The 17,099-nt window shown below is 69.2% G+C and carries 20 protein-coding genes and 1 tRNA gene; 9 read left to right on the plus strand and 12 right to left on the minus strand.

The window, feature by feature from the left end:
- Nucleotides 1-359: 359 nt before the first annotated feature.
- The 4 genes from ABZU74_RS08155 to ABZU74_RS08170 all read left to right on the plus strand — a co-directional run bounded on the left by ABZU74_RS08155 (nt 360) and on the right by ABZU74_RS08170 (nt 3,406).
- Nucleotides 360-974, plus strand: a complete 615-nt coding sequence (locus tag ABZU74_RS08155) for an HD domain-containing protein (protein WP_355419703.1) — start codon at nt 360-362, stop codon at nt 972-974.
- A 98-nt stretch (nt 975-1,072) separates the two neighbouring features.
- Nucleotides 1,073-1,378: a hypothetical protein gene (locus tag ABZU74_RS08160; protein WP_355419705.1), complete on the plus strand. Its 306-nt coding sequence runs from the start codon at nt 1,073-1,075 to the stop codon at nt 1,376-1,378.
- Nucleotides 1,379-1,382: 4 nt separating this feature from the next.
- Nucleotides 1,383-2,699 carry a hypothetical protein gene (locus ABZU74_RS08165; protein ID WP_355419707.1) on the plus strand — a complete coding sequence of 439 codons (1,317 nt, stop codon included), beginning with the start codon at nt 1,383-1,385 and terminating at the stop codon, nt 2,697-2,699.
- Nucleotides 2,699-3,406, plus strand: coding sequence for a hypothetical protein (locus ABZU74_RS08170; RefSeq protein WP_355419709.1), 708 nt, complete (start codon nt 2,699-2,701; stop codon nt 3,404-3,406). The genes ABZU74_RS08165 and ABZU74_RS08170 overlap by 1 nt, the downstream gene beginning before the upstream one ends.
- A 629-nt stretch (nt 3,407-4,035) precedes the next feature.
- Here the strand turns inward: ABZU74_RS08170 and ABZU74_RS08175 are convergent.
- The 4 genes from ABZU74_RS08175 to ABZU74_RS08190 form a co-directional block, all read right to left on the minus strand.
- Nucleotides 4,036-4,575: a nucleoside-diphosphate kinase gene (locus ABZU74_RS08175; RefSeq protein ID WP_355419711.1), complete on the minus strand. Its 540-nt coding sequence runs from the start codon at nt 4,573-4,575 to the stop codon at nt 4,036-4,038.
- A 24-nt stretch (nt 4,576-4,599) separates the two neighbouring features.
- A complete protein-coding gene (locus ABZU74_RS08180) occupies nt 4,600-5,508 on the minus strand; it encodes an NAD-dependent epimerase/dehydratase family protein (protein ID WP_355419713.1) in 909 nt (302 codons plus the stop codon).
- Between the two features lie 20 nt (nt 5,509-5,528).
- Nucleotides 5,529-6,140, minus strand: coding sequence for a class I SAM-dependent methyltransferase (locus ABZU74_RS08185; RefSeq protein ID WP_355419715.1), 612 nt, complete (start codon nt 6,138-6,140; stop codon nt 5,529-5,531).
- Nucleotides 6,141-6,667: 527 nt separating this feature from the next.
- Nucleotides 6,668-6,754, minus strand: a tRNA-Ser gene (locus tag ABZU74_RS08190).
- Between the two features lie 75 nt (nt 6,755-6,829).
- Between ABZU74_RS08190 and deoD the strand changes: the two genes are divergently transcribed.
- Nucleotides 6,830-7,537 carry a purine-nucleoside phosphorylase gene (gene deoD / locus ABZU74_RS08195; protein WP_030328147.1) on the plus strand — a complete coding sequence of 236 codons (708 nt, stop codon included), beginning with the start codon at nt 6,830-6,832 and terminating at the stop codon, nt 7,535-7,537.
- Nucleotides 7,538-7,740: 203 nt separating this feature from the next.
- Here deoD and ABZU74_RS08200 read toward each other — a convergent pair whose 3' ends face one another.
- The 4 genes from ABZU74_RS08200 to ABZU74_RS08215 are packed head-to-tail and all read right to left on the minus strand — an operon-like array spanning nt 7,741 to nt 11,238.
- The gene (locus tag ABZU74_RS08200; RefSeq protein ID WP_355419717.1) at nt 7,741-8,940 is read right to left on the minus strand and encodes an ABC transporter permease; all 1,200 of its coding nucleotides are present in this window, start codon (nt 8,938-8,940) and stop codon (nt 7,741-7,743) included.
- Nucleotides 8,940-9,623 (minus strand): ABC transporter ATP-binding protein, encoded by a 684-nt coding sequence (locus ABZU74_RS08205; RefSeq protein ID WP_355419772.1) that lies wholly within the window; start codon nt 9,621-9,623, stop codon nt 8,940-8,942. Before ABZU74_RS08205 ends, ABZU74_RS08200 begins: the two co-directional genes overlap by 1 nt.
- 8 nt (nt 9,624-9,631) lie before the next feature.
- Nucleotides 9,632-10,717, minus strand: coding sequence for a peptidoglycan-binding protein (locus ABZU74_RS08210; protein ID WP_355419719.1), 1,086 nt, complete (start codon nt 10,715-10,717; stop codon nt 9,632-9,634).
- Nucleotides 10,714-11,238, minus strand: a complete 525-nt coding sequence (locus ABZU74_RS08215) for a hypothetical protein (RefSeq protein ID WP_355419721.1) — start codon at nt 11,236-11,238, stop codon at nt 10,714-10,716. The genes ABZU74_RS08210 and ABZU74_RS08215 overlap by 4 nt, the downstream gene beginning before the upstream one ends.
- A gap of 129 nt (nt 11,239-11,367) precedes the next feature.
- On the opposite strand from ABZU74_RS08215, the gene ABZU74_RS08220 reads away from it, so the two are divergent.
- Together ABZU74_RS08220 and ABZU74_RS08225 are read left to right on the plus strand one after the other, a co-directional pair.
- Nucleotides 11,368-12,024 carry a response regulator transcription factor gene (locus tag ABZU74_RS08220; protein WP_181518658.1) on the plus strand — a complete coding sequence of 219 codons (657 nt, stop codon included), beginning with the start codon at nt 11,368-11,370 and terminating at the stop codon, nt 12,022-12,024.
- Entirely contained in the window at nt 12,021-13,175 is a 1,155-nt protein-coding gene (locus ABZU74_RS08225; protein WP_355419723.1) for an ATP-binding protein, read from the plus strand. The genes ABZU74_RS08220 and ABZU74_RS08225 overlap by 4 nt, the downstream gene beginning before the upstream one ends.
- A gap of 16 nt (nt 13,176-13,191) precedes the next feature.
- Here the strand turns inward: ABZU74_RS08225 and ABZU74_RS08230 are convergent, their stop codons facing one another.
- The 4 genes from ABZU74_RS08230 to ABZU74_RS08245 form a co-directional block, all read right to left on the minus strand.
- Complete coding sequence (locus ABZU74_RS08230; RefSeq protein ID WP_355419774.1) at nt 13,192-13,638, minus strand: nucleoside deaminase; 447 nt, start codon at nt 13,636-13,638, stop codon at nt 13,192-13,194.
- A gap of 145 nt (nt 13,639-13,783) precedes the next feature.
- Entirely contained in the window at nt 13,784-14,311 is a 528-nt protein-coding gene (locus tag ABZU74_RS08235) for a tRNA adenosine deaminase-associated protein (RefSeq protein ID WP_355419725.1), read from the minus strand.
- Nucleotides 14,312-14,428: 117 nt separating this feature from the next.
- Nucleotides 14,429-14,596 (minus strand): hypothetical protein, encoded by a 168-nt coding sequence (locus ABZU74_RS08240; RefSeq protein ID WP_167493094.1) that lies wholly within the window; start codon nt 14,594-14,596, stop codon nt 14,429-14,431.
- A 111-nt stretch (nt 14,597-14,707) separates the two neighbouring features.
- A complete protein-coding gene (locus tag ABZU74_RS08245; RefSeq protein ID WP_355419727.1) occupies nt 14,708-15,097 on the minus strand; it encodes a hypothetical protein in 390 nt (129 codons plus the stop codon).
- Between the two features lie 64 nt (nt 15,098-15,161).
- On the opposite strand from ABZU74_RS08245, the gene ABZU74_RS08250 reads away from it, so the two are divergent.
- Entirely contained in the window at nt 15,162-15,923 is a 762-nt protein-coding gene (locus ABZU74_RS08250) for a peptidoglycan DD-metalloendopeptidase family protein (protein ID WP_355419729.1), read from the plus strand.
- A 1-nt stretch (nt 15,924) separates the two neighbouring features.
- Nucleotides 15,925-16,998: a PHP domain-containing protein gene (locus ABZU74_RS08255; protein WP_355419731.1), complete on the plus strand. Its 1,074-nt coding sequence runs from the start codon at nt 15,925-15,927 to the stop codon at nt 16,996-16,998.
- Nucleotides 16,999-17,099: the final 101 nt, after the last annotated feature.

The raw sequence follows: 17,099 nt of genomic DNA on the forward strand, positions 1-17,099 counted from the left end.
CGTCTTGATCCGCGGTGGTCGAACAATGTTCGCCGGAGTCTCGCCGCAGGCGGGCGGGCGAGCAATGCCGAGCGAACTTCGGGGCAGTTGCCGAAATGTCGGCGAGCCGACCGCGTACGGCTGGCCGTTTCCGCTTCACCAGACGGTATAAGGCAAGGGCTGGGGTGCGGGAAGATTTTCCATCTGTCCGGACTCGTCTTGAGGCTTGACGCCAAACAGCGACCTTGTGTTGGCTGGTGAGGACAGTACGCTCCCCAACAGCCACGACAACGCTGGCGCGATGCGTCGGTGAAACCGCCCCGGTTCGCTGTGAAGGCGGATCCCGGCAAGTTACCTCGAGTGTTTGGAAAGGGCTTCGAGTGATCAACGATGACGCGAGCAGGCTGAAGATCATCAACAACCTTCCCCCGCAGGTGGATCTTCTGTTGCAACTGGAGGCTCTGAAGAACGTCGAGCGCCAGAATCCGCTGTCTGCCGGTTCGCGCAGAGAACGTGTCGCCGAGCACTCGTGGCACATCGCGCTTGGCGTCATCCTCCTATCGGAGCACTCCCCGGAGGATTTCGACATCGCTCGAGCGGTCCTTCTGGCGTGCGTTCACGATGTCGTCGAGGCTTTCGTTGGAGACACGTTCGCCTTTGGCGCCGATGTGGACGGTCAGCAGTCGCGCGAGGAGGGGGCCATCGCCCACATCCGGGCGACCTTCCCGCAGCCCACGGCCGCGCTGCTGGCCGACCTCTGGGAGGAATACGAGGCGCAAGCCACGCCCGAGGCTCGTTTCGTCAAGGGGATTGACGCGTTCCTGCCAATACTGTTGAACTTCCTCAATCCTGAGGAATCCTCTTGGAAGCACCACGGTGTCGATTCACGCAAGGTCCTCAAGAGGCTGCAGCGCGTGGAGCAGCCTTTGGGAGCGCTCGCCGAGATCAACAAGGAAATGATCGCCCAGGCGGTCCGTGAGGGCTACCTCACGTAGTTTGGGCAATCTGGGACGAGGGAGGGCTCCTGGCAGATCAAATCGTCACCCTTGCCGCCGCCTTCATTGGCGCCCTGTTCGGGCTTGCCGCACCGATCGTGACGGAGCACATCGGCAGACGTGACCGTGAACGCGATTCCCAGCGGGCCATCGCGGAACAGATTCTGGACCTCTTCGACTCCCCGGCGGCCCTGTCAGAAATCCTCGGCCAGGACGACAGCCGCGTACGGCGGCGACTGTATCTCCTGGCGCTTCGGCTCACGAGCGAGAAGCCCCGACAGGCTGTCATGAATGTCGTAGCCATCGCCGGGGACCGCGACCAGGGTTCCGATCAGCTCGAGGAGGCGTGGTTCGTCATGACGGACGAGGTCGGCCGGATCTGCCGGCACCGGATCAGGGCTTGATGCGATGTCAGGCGCAGCGCAAACTCCGCCCGAGGTCAAGGCCGCCCTGCGGGCGCTGGGGCGTCCGCAGCCAATCCCGAGGCAGACCAGCCCGCACCCTGCCAGCCTCCCGCCCTCTCCCGCTGTCGATGACATCCTGAAGGAACTCCTCGACGCTGACTCGGTCGACATCATCGGCGTGTTCCCCTATCAGTGCGCCGATCGGCTCATTGACATGCAGGCCGAGCTCCTGGCGCGGGGCGAATACACCTCACCGACGATGGTCCGCTACTTCACGCCGGCACGAGGGCGTGTGACCCTCTACCGCCAAACGGGGGTCCTTGGCACGCTGGTGCGACGGTGGCTCATCGGCATCACCGGCCTCCGTAACTGGCTCGAGCCGCGGACGAGCGAACCGCGGACCCTGGACCGCCTGAAGGTCTACGAGTTCGACGAGATGTTCCTGGACTGCATCATTCACGTGACGAAAGATGGCGCCGAGTCGGGAATCACGCTCAGCCAGTTGCCGACCCTGCCGGTCCCCGGCCATGACAGCGCGACGATGGACATGATCATCGCCTCACGAATGTCGCCGGAGCAGGTCAAGGAGCTCAAGACCTACGTGACTTCCCTGGCGGCGGAGGCCATCCCGCTGACGCCGCGGCAGATTCGCTGCACGCTCACCCACAACCGGCAGCCCGGCGGCGAGTTCAAGCCGGTAGTCAAGCGGATAGCTCACTACGGACGCCTGGCCCAGGACGACGTCGAGCCCATCGCGGTGGTGGCCGTCTGCGTGAACACGGCCAGAGGGCCAAACGTGCTTCTCAAGCAGCGGACCGAGAAGAACTCCCGGGACGATTTCCAGACCCTCTCCCTCATCAGCGAACGGATCCTTATTCAGGACCTGGACAACCAGTCGCGGGTGAGCCTGGAGCCGAACCTCGAACGCGCCCTGGACGACTTGTGGATACGCGCCGGACAGCCGAGCGCACTCGAAGTCCCGGAGGTCTCATTCCGCCGGGCCGCACAGCGGGAACTGTTCATGAGTTGCGGCCTCGACGTCCACGACGAACGGCTGAAGCTCACGGGTACGTGCGTGCTCGACCGCGAGGAGGGCTTCACTCACCTCGGATTCTTCGTGTACCGCCTGGACCTCATCCGGTCGTCCTCCGTCGACGAGTTCGCCGATGTACGTGCGTGGAGCCCTGACCTCGTGCTTGTCCCACTGGATCAGCTCTACAGCAAGACCTACGGGCCTCGGCTCAACCGCCTGCTCCGTCGCAAGGAGGACTGGCTCCGACAGACGGTGTTTGCCGCAACGCGATCGGATAGGAATGCATGATGGACGCAGCCGCCCCATCGGGGATCTCGAGGCAGCAAGCCGTCGGGGTCATTTCCGCCGTCGTCTTTCGCGACAGGGGCATGGCGGAAGTCCTGTTGGGAGTGCGTCGGCCGACCCCGCTGGTCAAGCGGTTTCCAGGTGTAGTCAGCACTCCGACGATGGGTGTGCCGTGGACAGTCTTCCAGACGCTGGACCCAGGAATAGCCCACAGAGAACAGCAGGCGCAGGTCGAAAAGCTGGCGCAATCGCCGTGGTTCGCGGTCGGCGGCGGTGGCTACTTGTCCACCGCCGGCGGTTACGCGTTGGAGCACCTCATGGCCCGCAAGCTCGGCTTGGCTCCAGCCTTGGTGATGGGCCGCTTCCGGGCAACCGCACGGCTGTGGGCGAGGTCGCTGGACAACGTCTCGGATCCGCTTGGCACCGAAGAGCAGCAGTGGACGGCCATGCTTACCTACCTGGTGACGGTCGGTGAAGGCGCCGAGGAGGTGCCGGCTGAGACAAGCTCCTACTCGCGCCTGCTGTGGGCACCGATCGAGACCGCTCGGGCGGCCATCCTTGCACGGGACGCGCTGATCCTCGACGAGGACCTCAATCCGTTCGAGGTGTGCCTGCAGGGTCTCTGCCTGCGGTCGATCGTCGGCCTTCCCGAGGAGCTGGAATCCCCGGAGGAGCAAACAGCGAGTCATACGCTGACCTCAGACGCGTAACGTCGGCGGGCTCGGTGAGCCATTTCATACGCAAGGCGAGGTCGAGCAACCGGCCTCTGGCCGCTGGCGGGTGCCGGTCCGGCAGCGAGGCCCCGAGGTCCTCACCGAAGTCCACCAACACCACGTCGTACCCGTGGCTCCGCCAGTCGTGCAAGCTGACGGGATCAAACCCGGCAACTTCGAGCCGGACGCACGTCGCGGCGATTGCGGTAATGAGCCTGTCGCGTCGATTCGACGGTGGCATGCCCAGCGCCTCGGCAATGCCATACGGCACGTATTCCTCGAGTATCGTCGAGGATCCGGTGGCGTAGAGCGGGGGGACCCCGACGCCAGCCTCCGAGCAGATCCGCCGCCTCCGCAACCACTCCTCTGTCAACTCGGCGAGCGGTACGCCACTGAAGGACGTCAGCGCCTTGAGCGCATATCGTCGCGAGACGCCCTCGCTGACCAATTCGAAGACGTAGAGGTGGGTCTCGCTTCCGACAGCGTCCCAATCCTGCACTTCATGTAGGTCAAACCGCGCGTCGGCGTTGGGAAGCATGGCCAACGTCCGCAAGGCATCCCGGACAGAGTCGGTCCGCGCGAGTCGCATCAGTTCAGCATCGAGGCTCCACATGAGTGTCGCGCGATCACTTGAGGCGGGGAAACCACAGATTGATTTCTCGCTCAGCCTCGCCAGGATCGCCGGACGCATGTATGAGATTGGCTACCGGACGTTGCTCCGCATTGGCCATATCGGTGGAATCGCTCGCGAAGTCGCCACGAATGGTGCCTGGGGCAGCCAGCACCGGGAGTGTGTTGCCCACCAGCTTGCGGACCACCTCGATGACCCGATTACCACTCAGCACGGCTGGCACGACGGGGCCGCTGCGCAGGAAGTCGACAAGCCGCAGACGAATCACTTCGCCTATCTGCAAAGCGTCCTCGGTACCGAGACTCTCGAGGGGTGACAGTCCTTGCGCCCGGTGGTCGTCGAGGGTTTTGCCACCGACTGAGCGCAGCCACTCCTGGTCTCGCGGATAGTGATCTTCTATGGTCTCGTCCTCACCCTCAGAAACGCGGATCGCCTCGATGTGCAGGCCGGCCTGCTCGAATCGGGCAAGGATCGTACCGACGAGGCTCCTACGGTAGGCGTCAGGCTTCAGAAGAATCAGGGTGCGCTGATACATTCCCATCCTTTCTGCTGAGGTCAGCTAGGCACGTGCGGCGTAATAGTCAATAGTCTTTCGCAGGCCGTCCTCGAGTGGGACGAACGACCGGGCGTCAATTCCCAGGGGCTCCAATGTGGATGTGTCAGCCAAAACCGTCGCGCCCGGTGACTCGCCGGGACGCAGCGGCAAATGCATCACCTTGCCGGCACCCATTAGCTCGGTCACCTTGTGTGCGATATCGAGTACGGTTGTCCGGCGGCCCGTGCCCGCCTCGAAGGCCCCGCTCGGCCGGCCGCCTCCGATCGTGAACTCCAGCGCCTCGGCAATAACGAACGCGAGGTCCGAGACGTAGATCATGTCCATGACCTGCTTGCCATCACCGTAGATTTCGATCACGTCGCCGTTCAGAGCCCTGGACACAAACGAGGGCACAATCTTCCGGACCTTGCTCGGCCCGTACGGAGCCGCCACCGACTGGCCGGGGCCGTAGGCATTGAAGCCGCGCACCACACTCACCGGCAGCGAACGATATTGGCGATACATCGAGCAGAAACGTTCGATGCAGTGCTTGGTCAAGCTGTAGGTATTGTCCTCGAACCAGTTGCCGACCGAAATGTTCACGCCCGGGAGGTGGTACTGGGCCGCCGCCTGAAGAACGTTTAGTCCGCCGATGACATTCGTCTCGGCGGCTGGCACCGGGTTGGTGATCGTCTCCTGTGTGCCCAATACGCCGGCCAGGTGTACCCAAGAATCTACTTGCCCCATCGCCTCGGTCACTGCGCTGGGATCCCGCACGTCTCCCAAAATGACTTCCGCCTCTTGATGGAATGCTTCCGCAGAGCGGTGCCGGTCCAGACCGATCACGCGCAACCCTCGGGAATTCAGCTCTTGCGTGACGTATCGGCCGATGAATCCCGTCGCTCCGGTGACCAGAACTCTGTGCTTAGCCAACTGGCCCTCCGCTGTGCGCGCTAGGCCGCCTTCTCGGCGACGAAGAAGGTGAAGGTCGGAACCATGCCCGTACGGAGGATGTGAGCTTTGCGCCCAGCCGCCTCCCTGCGGTAATGCGCCATATCGACGAACCAGTCCCGGAAGCTAACCAAGCGCCAGCCCGCCTCGACCGCTGCGTTGTAATACTGCTCCGGAAGTCGGTAATAGTAAGTCAGCGGTCCGACGACCCCGGAGATGTAGTAGTCGTCCCACTCGGCCTCGACACTGAGATCTCGGTCGATGAGGAATCCGTTGCCGGACACTTGACCGGCGTGGTTGAAGTAGGGGTGAACCAACCCCACCACGAGCCGGCCGCCCGGCCGGGTCACCCGGAACGCCTCGGTCAGGGCGGCCGAGAATTCGGATACCCACATCAGGACCAGGCTGGAGACGACCACGTCAAAATATTTGTCGGGGTAGCTGAGATTTGTCACGTCCTCCCGACCGCTCGTCACGTGCGCCGGCCTGGCCGGCGGGATCTGCAGGTCGCACTCCCACGCCTCGGCCGAGTCGATCATGTCGAAAAGCCAACCCGTGCCGCAGCCCGCATCCAGCACGATCTTGTCGGCCGTCGGCCCAATTAGGTCAATCATGGTGGGAACCAGGCCCTCGCGTCGCAGATACTCAGAGTCGCGAGTCAGGTCGGTAGTAAGATCGGCGTACCTGCGAGCATTTCTGAGCCATTGGCGCCGGACTGTCTTTGGCCTGATGGACGTGGACCGCAACCATGCCATAGCGGAATGCTGCCAAGAGACGACGCCTGGTTCCTCGGCAAGTCGCATTCCCGACACCGGCAATCGCAGTAGGGCATCGGGAAGGGCTCCGCGCTTGCCGGTCCTGTTGCAGGCACGGGCACGGCCCGCCTGCTGGAACGGCGATGGTCACGCCGCGTCCGCTGTCGCTCGCCAGTGCGTCTGGTCCGTTGATGTCACTGCGAATGTCAGGCAAAGAATGACTGCACAAACCGCAAGGAGCGGGCAGAGATGGTCAGCCCTCGCCGGACGCTGCCCGTCACACGGCTACAGAAAGGCCGAGACCGACCCGCCGGCACGAACTGGGACCAGAAGCGGAACGCCCGGCCGATCCTCACGGATCTGCCGGGCGTTCTCGCACTACAGAGCGGTGGCGGAGGGATTTGAACCCTCGGAGGGCGTTAACCCTCACACGCTTTCGAGGCGTGCTCCTTAGGCCGCTCGGACACGCCACCGCCGACGAGGGTACAGGACCGCCGGTTCCGACGCCGAACCGGTATCGCCCGGGCCGGCCTGGCAGGATCTTTGCCATGAGTACGCACATCGGCGCGAAGCCGGGCGAGATCGCCGAGCGGGTCCTGATGCCGGGCGACCCCCTGCGGGCCAAGTGGATCGCGGAGACCTACCTCGAGGGCGCCACCTGCTACTCGACGGTTCGGGGCATGCTGGGCTTCACCGGCCGCTGGAACGGCGTCGAGGTTTCCGTCCAGGGCTCCGGCATGGGCATGCCGTCGGCCTCCATCTACGCCCACGAGTTGATCAACGAGTACGGCGTGAAGACGCTGATCCGGGTCGGCTCCTGTGGTGCCCTCAGCACCGACCTGCAGCTGCGGGACGTGGTGGCGGCGATCGGGTCGTCCACCGACTCGAACATGAACCGGATGCGCTTCGACGGGCTGATCGACTACGCGCCGGTGGCCGACTTCGGGCTGCTGCGTACGTCGGTCGAGGTGGCGGAGCGGCGCGGCATCAGCATGCACGTCGGGCCGATCCTGGCGGCGGACGCCTTCTACACCGACCGGCCGGACCTCTACGACACGCTCGCCGACTACGGCGTGCTGGCGGTGGAGATGGAGTCGGCCGCGCTCTACACGATCGCCGCCCGGTTCAAGGCCCGCGCGCTTACCGTGTTGACGGTCAGCGACCACATCAAGACCGGCGAGAAGACCACTTCGGAGGAGCGCGAGCAGACCTTCAGCCAGATGGTCGAGATCGCCCTCGACACGATCATCGCCTGATCCGTCCTGCCGGGGCGGTGTCACTGCCGAGAGCGGTATGACTCAGAGGTATAAATATGCCTCAGAGTCATACCGCTCTTCCGCAATACGCCAGGCCCACGCCGCCCCGCCGGCCACTACCCGCATCGCGCCAGGCCAGGCCGCCACGCCGGCCCGAGCCGCCACGTCAGGCCGCGGCAGTCAAGCCAGGCCCCGGCAACCGGTCAGGCGGCGGCCAGCGCCTCCGTCGGCGCGAGGCGCGCGGCGCGCACCGCCGGGTAGAGGCCGGCGAAGCCGCCGATGACCACTGTCGCGGCCACGCCGCCGAGCATCGCCCAGGCCGGAACCACCGTCGGCCAGTGCTGCGACAGCGCGTAGCCCGAGGTGACCAGGATGCCCAGCACCACCCCACCGATCCCGCCGAGCGCGGAGAGCAGCAGCGACTCGGTGAGGAACTGGGTCCGGACCTGACCGCGGGTGGCGCCGAGTGACCGGCGCAGGCCGATCTCGGCTCGGCGTTCCAGCACCGAGATCACCATGGTGTTCGCCACGCCGACCCCACCGACCAGCAGGGCGACCGCGCCCAGGCCCAGCAACAGGCCGGTGAACGCGTCGTCGGTCGCCTCGGCGGCGGCCAGCGCGTCCGACGGCCGGGACACCTCGACCTCGTTCGGCGCCTCCGGGTTGGTGGTCGCGCCGAGCACCGACCGGACGGCCTCGACCTGCGACTCCTGCGCCCGCGTGTAGACGGTGGTCGGGTGGCCGTCGAAGCCCAGGTATTCGGTGGCCGCCGGCCAGCCGATCAGCGCCGAGGTGTCCAGCTCCGGGGCGAGGGGCGCGGCGGCGAGGGTGCCGACCACTGTGAACGGCCGCCCACCCAGCCACACCTGCACCTGCGGGTCCGCTGCGGTGATCCCGAGCCGCTGTGCTGCGGTGGCGCCGAGCACGACCGCCGGGTAGCGGGCGGTCGCCTCGTTGAGCCAGGTGCCGGTGGCCACCTCGGCCCCGACGGTGCCGAGCAGGTCCAGCCGGGCGGCCCGGGTGGCAAGCCCACCTGTCTCCGCGGCCGGGATCCGATCCGAGCGGTACACCTTGGCGTCGGAGAGCTGCCCGGTCGCGGACACCTCGGTCACCGGGCCGATCCGCCCGATCATCGCGATCGACTCCTCGGGCAGTTGCGCGTCCGCGCCGAACAGGGTGCTGCCCGGCTCGACGGTGAGCAGGTTGGTGCCGAGCGCGTCGAGCGCCCGGTCCAGGTCGGCTCGGGACGACGAGGAGATGCCGACCACCGCGATCATCGCGGCGATGCCGATCGCGATGCCCAACGCGGAGAGGAACGCCCGCAGCGGACGGGTCCGCAGCCCCACCCCGCCGACGCGCAGGACGTCCGCCGGCCGCAGTCGCGCCGGGGTGAGCGTCGCCATCAGCCGACCCCGCCCGATGCGAGGGCCGAGTCGTGCCGCACCGCGCCGTCGCGCATCCGCACCTGCCGGGGCAGGGTCCCCGCGATCTCCCGATCGTGGGTGATCACCACGACGGTGGTGCCGGCCCGGTGCAGATCGTGCAGCAGCTCCAACACCCCGGCACCGGAGTGGGAGTCGAGGTTGCCGGTCGGTTCGTCGGCGAGCAGCACCGCCGGCTCGCCGACCACGGCGCGGGCCACCGCCACCCGCTGCCGTTCCCCACCGGACAGCTCGTGCGGCTGGTGCCCCAACCGGTGGCCCAGACCAACCCGGACCAACGCGGCCTCCGCCCGTTCGCGCCGCCGCTTCAGGGGTACGCCGGAGTAGAGCAACCCGTCGGCCACGTTGTCCACGACCGGGACGCCGGGAGCGAGGTGGAACTGCTGGAAGACGAAGCCGATCCGGGTGGCCCGCAACGCGGACAGCTCCCGGTCGGTCAGCTTCGCCGCGTCGTACCCGTCGATGAGGACGCTGCCCGACGACGGCCGGTCCAGGGTGCCGATCAGGTGCAGCATCGTCGACTTGCCCGATCCGGACGGGCCGACGATCGCGACCAGCTCGCCGTGGCCGATCCGCAGCGACACGTCGTCCAACGCGACGACGCCGCCGGCGTACCGCTTGCTGACCCGGTCGAGCACGATCACCTGGCCGCTCACGTCGGCACCACCACCGTCGTGCCCTCGGCGAGGTCCGTACCGGTGACCTCCACCCGTCCGTCGGCGAACAACCCGGTGGTCACCGCGAGGACCCGGCTCACGTCGCCCTCGACGACCTGGACGCCGTAGCCGCCCTCGGCGAGCGCCAACAGCGCCGCCACCGGCACGGTGAGCACGTCGCGGCGCTCCGAGACGGTGAACGTGACATCCACGCTCGCCTGGTCGAGGCCGGTGAGGGCCTTCGGGTCGGTCACCGCGACTGTCACCTCGACCTTCGTCTCGGCGTCGCCGGACTGCCCGTTGGCGCCGGCCGAGCCGGCCTGGATGACCGTCTCGACCGTGCTGATCGTGCCCGGCACCGCCCGGCCGTCCGGCAGCCGCACGCTGACCTTCGCGTCGCGCTTGGCCAACCGCTGGTCGTCCACGTCCAACTCGACGGTGACGACCCGGCTGGTGCCGGTGTAGGTCAGCACCGCCTGGCCCGGCTTTGTGAGGTCGCCGAGGTCGGCCTGGTGGCTCTCCACCCGGACCTCCCGGTCGGCGTACACGATGCGCCCCGGCTCGACCCGACCGGTCTCGGCCAGACCCAGGTCCTCCTGCCACTCCCGGACGGCGTCGGCGGTGGCAACGGTGTACTCGTCGTCGACGGTGAAGCCGGTGTAGCCCAGCGCTTCGAGGTTCTTCTCGAACTGCGCGACGTCGCCCCCCTCCACCCCGGGGGCGAGGGTCCGGTACGCGGGCAGCCCGCCGTAGAGGAGCACCACCTCCTCGTTGTCGACCAGGTAGAGCGCCTTGCCCCGCCGTACCGTCGACCCGGTCGCCGGCAGCGCGGTGACGGTGCCGCTGAGCTTCGCCGTGGCGGTACGCGTGGTGCCGTACCCCAGCTCACCGTCGGCGGTCTCCGAGTCGGCGAGGGTCTGCCGGGTGACCGTGGCGGTGGCGGATGGCGCGCCGCCGGCCTGGGCGCGGCCCGCATCGGCACCGCCGCCGAAGCCCACTGCGGCGACCACGCCCACGGCGGCGAGCAGCAGGACGACGCCGCCGGTGACGGCGGCGCGCAGCCGCGAGCGTCGGATGGTCACCGGCCACCACCGAACTGCGGCGCGTGCTGCCGGCACTTCTCCAACGCGGCCTTCATGGCCGGGTCGCCGATGTTGATCGCGTTGCCTCCCGCCCCGATCCGGACCCGCCCGTCGGCGTCCGGGTCCGGGAAGTCCGGCACCCCGTTCTCCCGCATGCACTTGGCCAGGGTGCGCATCTGCTCGGCCTGCTCGGGGTTGAGCTGCGGTCCCTGCCCACCGTTGGGCAGCTTGTCCTGGCACTTCTCCATGGCCGCCTGGACCTTCTGCTGGTCCACGTCCGCGCCGAACCGGAAGCCGGGACGGCCGCCCGCCTCCGGGTCGGGCATGTCCACCCCGTTCTCCCGCATGCACCTGGCAAAGGCGAGTTGCCGGTCCGAGTCGCTGCCCGGCGCGCCGCTCGCCGTGGCCCCGGCCTTCGTCCCACCGGCGGTCGCGACCCCGCCGCCGTCGTCGCCTCCCGAGCCGCACCCGGACAGCGCCAGGGCGAGCAGGACGGGGATCGCGAGCATCTGTCGTCGCATGGTGTCCGCTTCCGCTCAGGTCCGGCGTGGTTCGCCGAACGTGGCATCCAGTGCACGGCAGGGGGCGTATCCCCGGCGTTACCGTCAGCGGTTATGCCGGCGTTACCGCACCCCGAGCACCATGGAGGGGTGAGAGTGCTGGTGGTCGAGGACGAGAACGTGCTGGCGGACGCCATCGCCGAGTGGCTGCGTCGGGAGTCGTTCGCTGTCGACGTGGCGTACGACGGGGACGCCGCGTTGGAACGGCTCGGCGTCAACGAGTACGCGGTGGTGGTCCTGGACCGGGATCTGCCGGTGGTGCACGGCGACGACGTGTGCCGGGCGATCGTGGACGCGGGCGGGGAGACCCGGGTGCTGATGCTTACCGCGTCGGCGGCGGTCCGGGAGCGGGTGGCGGGGTTGGCGCTCGGCGCCGACGACTACCTGACCAAGCCGTTCGCGCTGGTCGAGCTGTCGGCTCGGGTGCACGCGCTGACCCGCCGGTCCCGTCCGGCGGCGCCGCCGACGCTGCGTCGCGCCGGCATCCAGCTCGACCCGGCCCGACACGAGGTACGCCGGGACGACCGGCACGTGGCGCTGTCCCGCAAGGAGTTCGCGGTGCTGGCCGAGCTGCTACGCGCTGACGGGGCGGTGGTCTCCGCCGAGGACCTGCTGGAACGTGCCTGGGACGAGCACATCGACCCGTTCACCAACGTGGTCCGGGTGACCGTCATGAAGCTGCGCCGCAAACTCGGCGACCCACCGGTGATCGAGACGGTTCCCGGGGCGGGGTACCAGATCCGATGAAACGCCTGACCATCCGTGCCCGGCTCACCCTCATCTACGGGGGGCTCTTCCTGTTGGCCGGCGTGGTCCTGCTCGCCGTCACGTACGTGCTGGTGGATCAGCGGATGCCGCAGCCGTTCGGGGTGAGCCTGCGGGACCTGCCGAAGACCGCCCCCACGACGCCCAGCGGGCAGAACATCGACAACCTGCGCGCCCTGGTGCAGGAGGTGCAGGACGAGGCGAAGCGCAACGCGTTGGAGTCGCTGCTCACCCAGGGCGGCATCGCGTTGATCGTGGTGTCGACGGTGGCGATCGCGTTCGGCTGGTTGCTCGCCGGCCGGGCGTTGCAGCCACTGCACCAGATCACCGGCACGGCCCGCCGGATCGCCGGTGCGGACACCGCCGGCCGTGGCCTGCATGAGCGGATCGCGCTGACCGGCCCTGCCGACGAGGTACGCGAACTCGCCGACACGTTCGACGAGATGCTGGAACGGCTGGATCGCTCCTTCGACGGGCAGCGCCGGTTCGTGGCGAACGCCTCGCACGAGCTGCGTACCCCGCTGGCGCTCAACCGCGCCCTGGTGGAGCTGGCGGTCACCCGCCCGGACGCCTCGGCGGAGACCCGGCGGTTGGGCGAGTCGCTGCTGGCGGTGAACGAACGCCACGAGCGGCTGATCGACGGCCTGCTGACCCTGGCCGACTCGGAGAACGAGCTGACCGAGCGTACGCCGGTGGACCTGGCCGAGGTCTGCGCGCACACCACCGATCAGGCCGGGAAGCTGGCGCCCGACGTGCGGGTACGGCGGGCCCTGGCCTCGGCGCCAACCAGCGGCGACCCGGTGCTGTTGGAGCGGCTCACGTTCAACCTGGTGGAGAACGCGCTGCGCCACAACCTGCCCGCCGACGGCTGGGTGGAGGTGCGCACCGGGCTGGTCGACGGCCGGCCGACCCTCACTGTGACAAACACCGGCCCGGTCATCCCCGGCTACGACGTCGAGACGATGTTCCAGCCGTTCCGTCGGCTGTCGCGGGAGCGGGTCGCCGGCGCACGGGGCTTCGGGCTGGGGCTGTCGATCGTTCGCGCGGTGGCCCGGGCCCACGGCGGCACCGCCGAGGCGCAGCCCCGCCCGGCCGGCGGCCTGATCGTCACGGTCACCCTGCCGCCGGCCTGACCGGCGGCCCGGTCTCTCAGCGGAAGAAAGCGCGCAGGACGGTGGCGGTCTCGGCCTCCAGCACCCCGCCGTAGACCTCGGGGCGGTGGTTGAGCCGACGGTCCCGCAGCACGTCCCAGAGCGACCCGGCCGCGCCGGTCTTGGGTTCCCATGCGCCGAACACGACTGTGGAGACCCGGGCCAGCACCAGCGCTCCGGCGCACATGGTGCACGGTTCGAGGGTGACCACCAGGGTGCAGCCGTCCAGCCGCCACCGGCCGGTGCGCTCGGCGCCTCGGCGTAGGGCAAGCACCTCGGCGTGGGCGGTGGGGTCGCCGGTCAGCTCCCGCTCGTTGCGTCCGGTGGCCAACTCGGTGCCGTCCGGCCCGTAGAGCACCGCCCCCACCGGCACGTCGTCGACGTCGGTGCTGACCGGGCCGTCGACGGGCGGACCGGCGACGGCGATCTCCAGGGCGCGGCGCATCCACAGCTCGTGCCGCTGCCGTCGGCCGACCTCTCCCAGGTCGGCCAGGCCCTCGTGCGCGCCGGGCCCGGCGCGGCCCAGCACGCCGGGGGTCGGTTGACCCGGCCGGATCGATTCCAGCGACGGGTCGGTGGCGTCGGCCGGCTCAGACCTCACGCAGCTCCTCGACCTCGTCGGCGCAGCCGAGCACCTGGCAGATCTCGGAGGTGACGTCCGCCGGCATCATCCCCTCGTGGGCGCACAGGGTCAGCAGCTTCTGCGCAGAGATGCCCAGGTTGGCCAGCAGGTCGGCGTCACCGACCGGGTCGGCCTCCGGGTCGACGACGGGCTGTTCGCTCTCCTCGTCACCGGTGGTCGACGGGCGTGGCTCCTCGTCACCGTCGAGCCCGGTGACCGAGGTCTTCAGGTCACCCACCAGCAGCGACCCCAGCTGCGACTCCTCGGCGAACGCGGAGTCCGAACCGAACACCCGCAGGTCCTCGCCCTCGTCCAGGCGCAGGATCACCAGGTATGCGTCGTCGGCCTCGACGAAGAGCAGCGACACGTCGGCCTCCAGATCGACGTCACGCAGCCGGTCGGCTACCTCGTCGATGTCGGTGGCGCCACGCAGGCTGACCTCGGCGGCGGTCCAGCCACTGTCGTCGCGCACCACGGCCGCAGCGAAGTACGACACGGTCCCCCCAATAGCCCTCGACACAGCGTCGACTCGTTACGCGTGCACGTTAGCCGGTCGGGTCGGCGGGCGACCCGTCAACGCCCCGAAGCGCGGGTCATTCCTGACAAAGTCGGATCAGCCGACGACTCGACGGCGGGTGGCGATGAGCTGGCGCAGACGCTCGGTGCGCTGCCGCTGTGGTCGGCTGCGCTGGCGGACCGCCCGGGCGCCCGCCAACTCGGCCAGCAACTGCAGGCGACGGCGACTGCGATCGGGATCCTGCCGGGGAGTGGTCCAGGCCATAGTGCCGAGCGTGCCGAGTCTCGGCGGCCACGTCAAGACGGCGTTCGCTACGCAGCCAACCGGGCACAGGGCGCAGTCACCGAGCGTCGTTCCGGGGCCGGTCCGTGCCGGTCACCACAGCGGCCAGTCACCGCTGGTCGCCCAGCGGACCGCCACCACGGCGGCGGCGATGCTCCAACCACCGGCCGTGACGATGGCGACCCCGGTGGCCACCCCTCGGTCGCCGTAGCGGACCAGCACCAGGGCGCTGACCCAGGCCAGCAGGCCGGCGATCACCGTCCACCACGCGTAGCTGGCCACGTCGGTGCCGAGCAGGCCGAACAACAGCAGCCAACCGGCCGCCGCGCCGGCACCGGAGGCGACACCACCGCCGGTGATCGGGTGCGGCTCGCGGTAGGTGGGCCGGGTCGGGGGACCGGAGGGGAAGAGACCCGACGGGGTACGCGGCAGTGGGCGGGCGGCACCGAAATCCGGGCCAGGTTCGGGTCGGGCAATGGTCATCGTCGTTGCCCTCCCTCACGCGTGCCGCTCGTGCCCACGGTACCGGCTCTGCCAGGATGACCGGATGTCCTCGCCGACGATCAGCCGCCGCGCTCGTCCGGCGTACCCGATCCTGCTGCTGCTCGCCCCGGTGCTGGCCGCCGGTTGCGCGACCACGCGGCCGGGGGTGCCCGACGGCGCCGCTCCGACGCCACCGGCGGTCTGGGCGACCGCGGACCAGCCGGCGTCGCAGTCGCCCACGCCGACGGCGACCGACCCGAGCCCCCCGGCGCCGTCGTCGGCCAGGCCGTCCGTGACGGCACCGCGCGCCGGGGTGAAGCACGTCTTTCCGGTACGCGCCGACAACGTCGACTACCACCCGACGCACGGGGCGTACCCGGCGACGGACCTCTTCGCCGACTGCGGCGAGCCGTTCGTGGCGGTGACCGACGGTACGGTGCTGGAGGTGAGCCGCGTCGACAGGTACACGAAACGTGGGCGGCAGGGGCCGGACAATGGCGGCCTGTCGGTCGCCCTGCTCGGCGACGACGGGGTGCGCCTCTACGGCTCGCACCTGAGCGTCGTGGCAAGCGGCGTCGACGCCGGGGTGCGGGTCCGCGCCGGGCAGCAGCTCGGCAAGGTGGGCCGCACCGGCAACGCAAACAACGTGTGTCATGTGCACTTCGGCATCTCGCCGGCGTGCACCGGCAAGGACGGTTGGTGGATCCGGCGCGGGGTGATCTGGCCGGCGCGTTACCTGGATTCCTGGCGGCGCGGCGGCAACCGGGAACCGGCCGCCGAGGTCACCGCGTGGCAACGCCGGCACGGCTGCCCGAAGGCGCCCTGACATGGCTGCCGCGAGAGATCCCATCGCCGACCTGCGCCGGATCGCATTTCTCCTGGAGCGGGCGAACGAGGCCACCTACCGGGTACGCGCGTTCCGGTCAGCGGCGAAGGCGCTGGCCGGCATGCCGGCGGCCGAGCTGACCGAACGGGCCGGCAATGGCACGCTCACCGAGCTGGCCGGGGTCGGTGACGTGACGGCCCGCTGCGTGGCGGAGTCCCTCGCCGGTGAGGAGCCGGTCTACCTCCGCCGGCTGGTGGCGACCGAGGGCAGCGACCTGGACGCCGAGGCCACGGCGCTGCGCGCCGCCCTGCGCGGTGACTGTCACACCCATTCGGACTGGTCCGACGGCGGCTCGCCCATTGAGGAGATGGCGCTGGCCGCTGTGGAGTTGGGCCACGAGTATCTGGTGCTGACCGACCACTCGCCCCGGCTGACGGTGGCCCGGGGGCTGACCGCGGAACGGCTGCGCCGGCAACTCGACCACGTGGCGCAGGTCAACGCGGCGCTACCCGAGGGGTTCCGGATCCTCACCGGGATCGAGGTGGACATCCTCGCCGACGGCTCCCTGGACCAGGACGACGAGCTGCTGGCGCGGCTCGACGTGGTGGTCGGCTCGGTGCACAGCGGTCTGAAGGACGAGCGGTCGAAGATGACCCGGCGCATGCTGGCCGCCGTCGCCAACCCGCACCTGGACATCCTCGGCCACGTCACCGGCCGGATGGTGTCGTCCCGCCCGGCCGGGGTGACCGGTCCGGGCGATCGGGGGCACCGCGCACGTACCCGGGCGGAGAGTGACTTCGACGCGGACGCCGTCTTCGCCGCCTGCGCCGAGCACGACACCGCTGTCGAGATCAACTCTCGGCCGGAGCGGCAGGACCCCCCGAAACGCCTGATCCGCCGGGCGCTGGAGGCGGGCTGCCGGTTCGCCATCAACACGGATGCGCACGCGCCCGGTCAACTCGACTGGCAACGGTTCGGCTGCGAACGCGCCGCCCTCTGCGGTGTCCCCGCCGACCGCGTGATCAACACCTGGTCGGCGGAGCAGTTGGTGGCCTGGACGCACGACCGCCCCTGACCAGCCAACCTCCTCGGCCGGCCGTCGGCGGCCCGTCGGCGGCCCGTCGGCGGCCCGTCGGCGGCCCGTCGGCGGCCCGTCGGCGGCCCGTCGGCGGCCCG

It is taken from the genome of Micromonospora sp. NPDC005171 (assembly GCF_040608575.1).
Lineage (GTDB): Bacteria > Actinomycetota > Actinomycetes > Mycobacteriales > Micromonosporaceae > Micromonospora.

Excerpts from the sequence above, each read along its gene's own strand:
- ABZU74_RS08165 (WP_355419707.1), top strand. The coding sequence starts at position 1,383 with ATGTCAGGCGCAGCGCAAACTCCGCCCGAGGTCAAGGCCGCCCTGCGG.
- ABZU74_RS08170 (WP_355419709.1), top strand. The coding sequence starts at position 2,699 with ATGGACGCAGCCGCCCCATCGGGGATCTCGAGGCAGCAAGCCGTCGGG.
- ABZU74_RS08175 (WP_355419711.1), bottom strand. The coding sequence starts at position 4,575 with ATGTATCAGCGCACCCTGATTCTTCTGAAGCCTGACGCCTACCGTAGG.
- ABZU74_RS08185 (WP_355419715.1), bottom strand. The coding sequence starts at position 6,140 with ATGATTGACCTAATTGGGCCGACGGCCGACAAGATCGTGCTGGATGCG.
- deoD (WP_030328147.1), top strand. The coding sequence starts at position 6,830 with ATGAGTACGCACATCGGCGCGAAGCCGGGCGAGATCGCCGAGCGGGTC.
- ABZU74_RS08200 (WP_355419717.1), bottom strand. The coding sequence starts at position 8,940 with ATGGCGACGCTCACCCCGGCGCGACTGCGGCCGGCGGACGTCCTGCGC.
- ABZU74_RS08215 (WP_355419721.1), bottom strand. The coding sequence starts at position 11,238 with ATGCGACGACAGATGCTCGCGATCCCCGTCCTGCTCGCCCTGGCGCTG.
- ABZU74_RS08225 (WP_355419723.1), top strand. The coding sequence starts at position 12,021 with ATGAAACGCCTGACCATCCGTGCCCGGCTCACCCTCATCTACGGGGGG.
- ABZU74_RS08230 (WP_355419774.1), bottom strand. The coding sequence starts at position 13,638 with ATGCGCCGCGCCCTGGAGATCGCCGTCGCCGGTCCGCCCGTCGACGGC.
- ABZU74_RS08240 (WP_167493094.1), bottom strand. The coding sequence starts at position 14,596 with ATGGCCTGGACCACTCCCCGGCAGGATCCCGATCGCAGTCGCCGTCGC.
- ABZU74_RS08245 (WP_355419727.1), bottom strand. The coding sequence starts at position 15,097 with ATGACCATTGCCCGACCCGAACCTGGCCCGGATTTCGGTGCCGCCCGC.
- ABZU74_RS08250 (WP_355419729.1), top strand. The coding sequence starts at position 15,162 with ATGTCCTCGCCGACGATCAGCCGCCGCGCTCGTCCGGCGTACCCGATC.
- ABZU74_RS08255 (WP_355419731.1), top strand. The coding sequence starts at position 15,925 with ATGGCTGCCGCGAGAGATCCCATCGCCGACCTGCGCCGGATCGCATTT.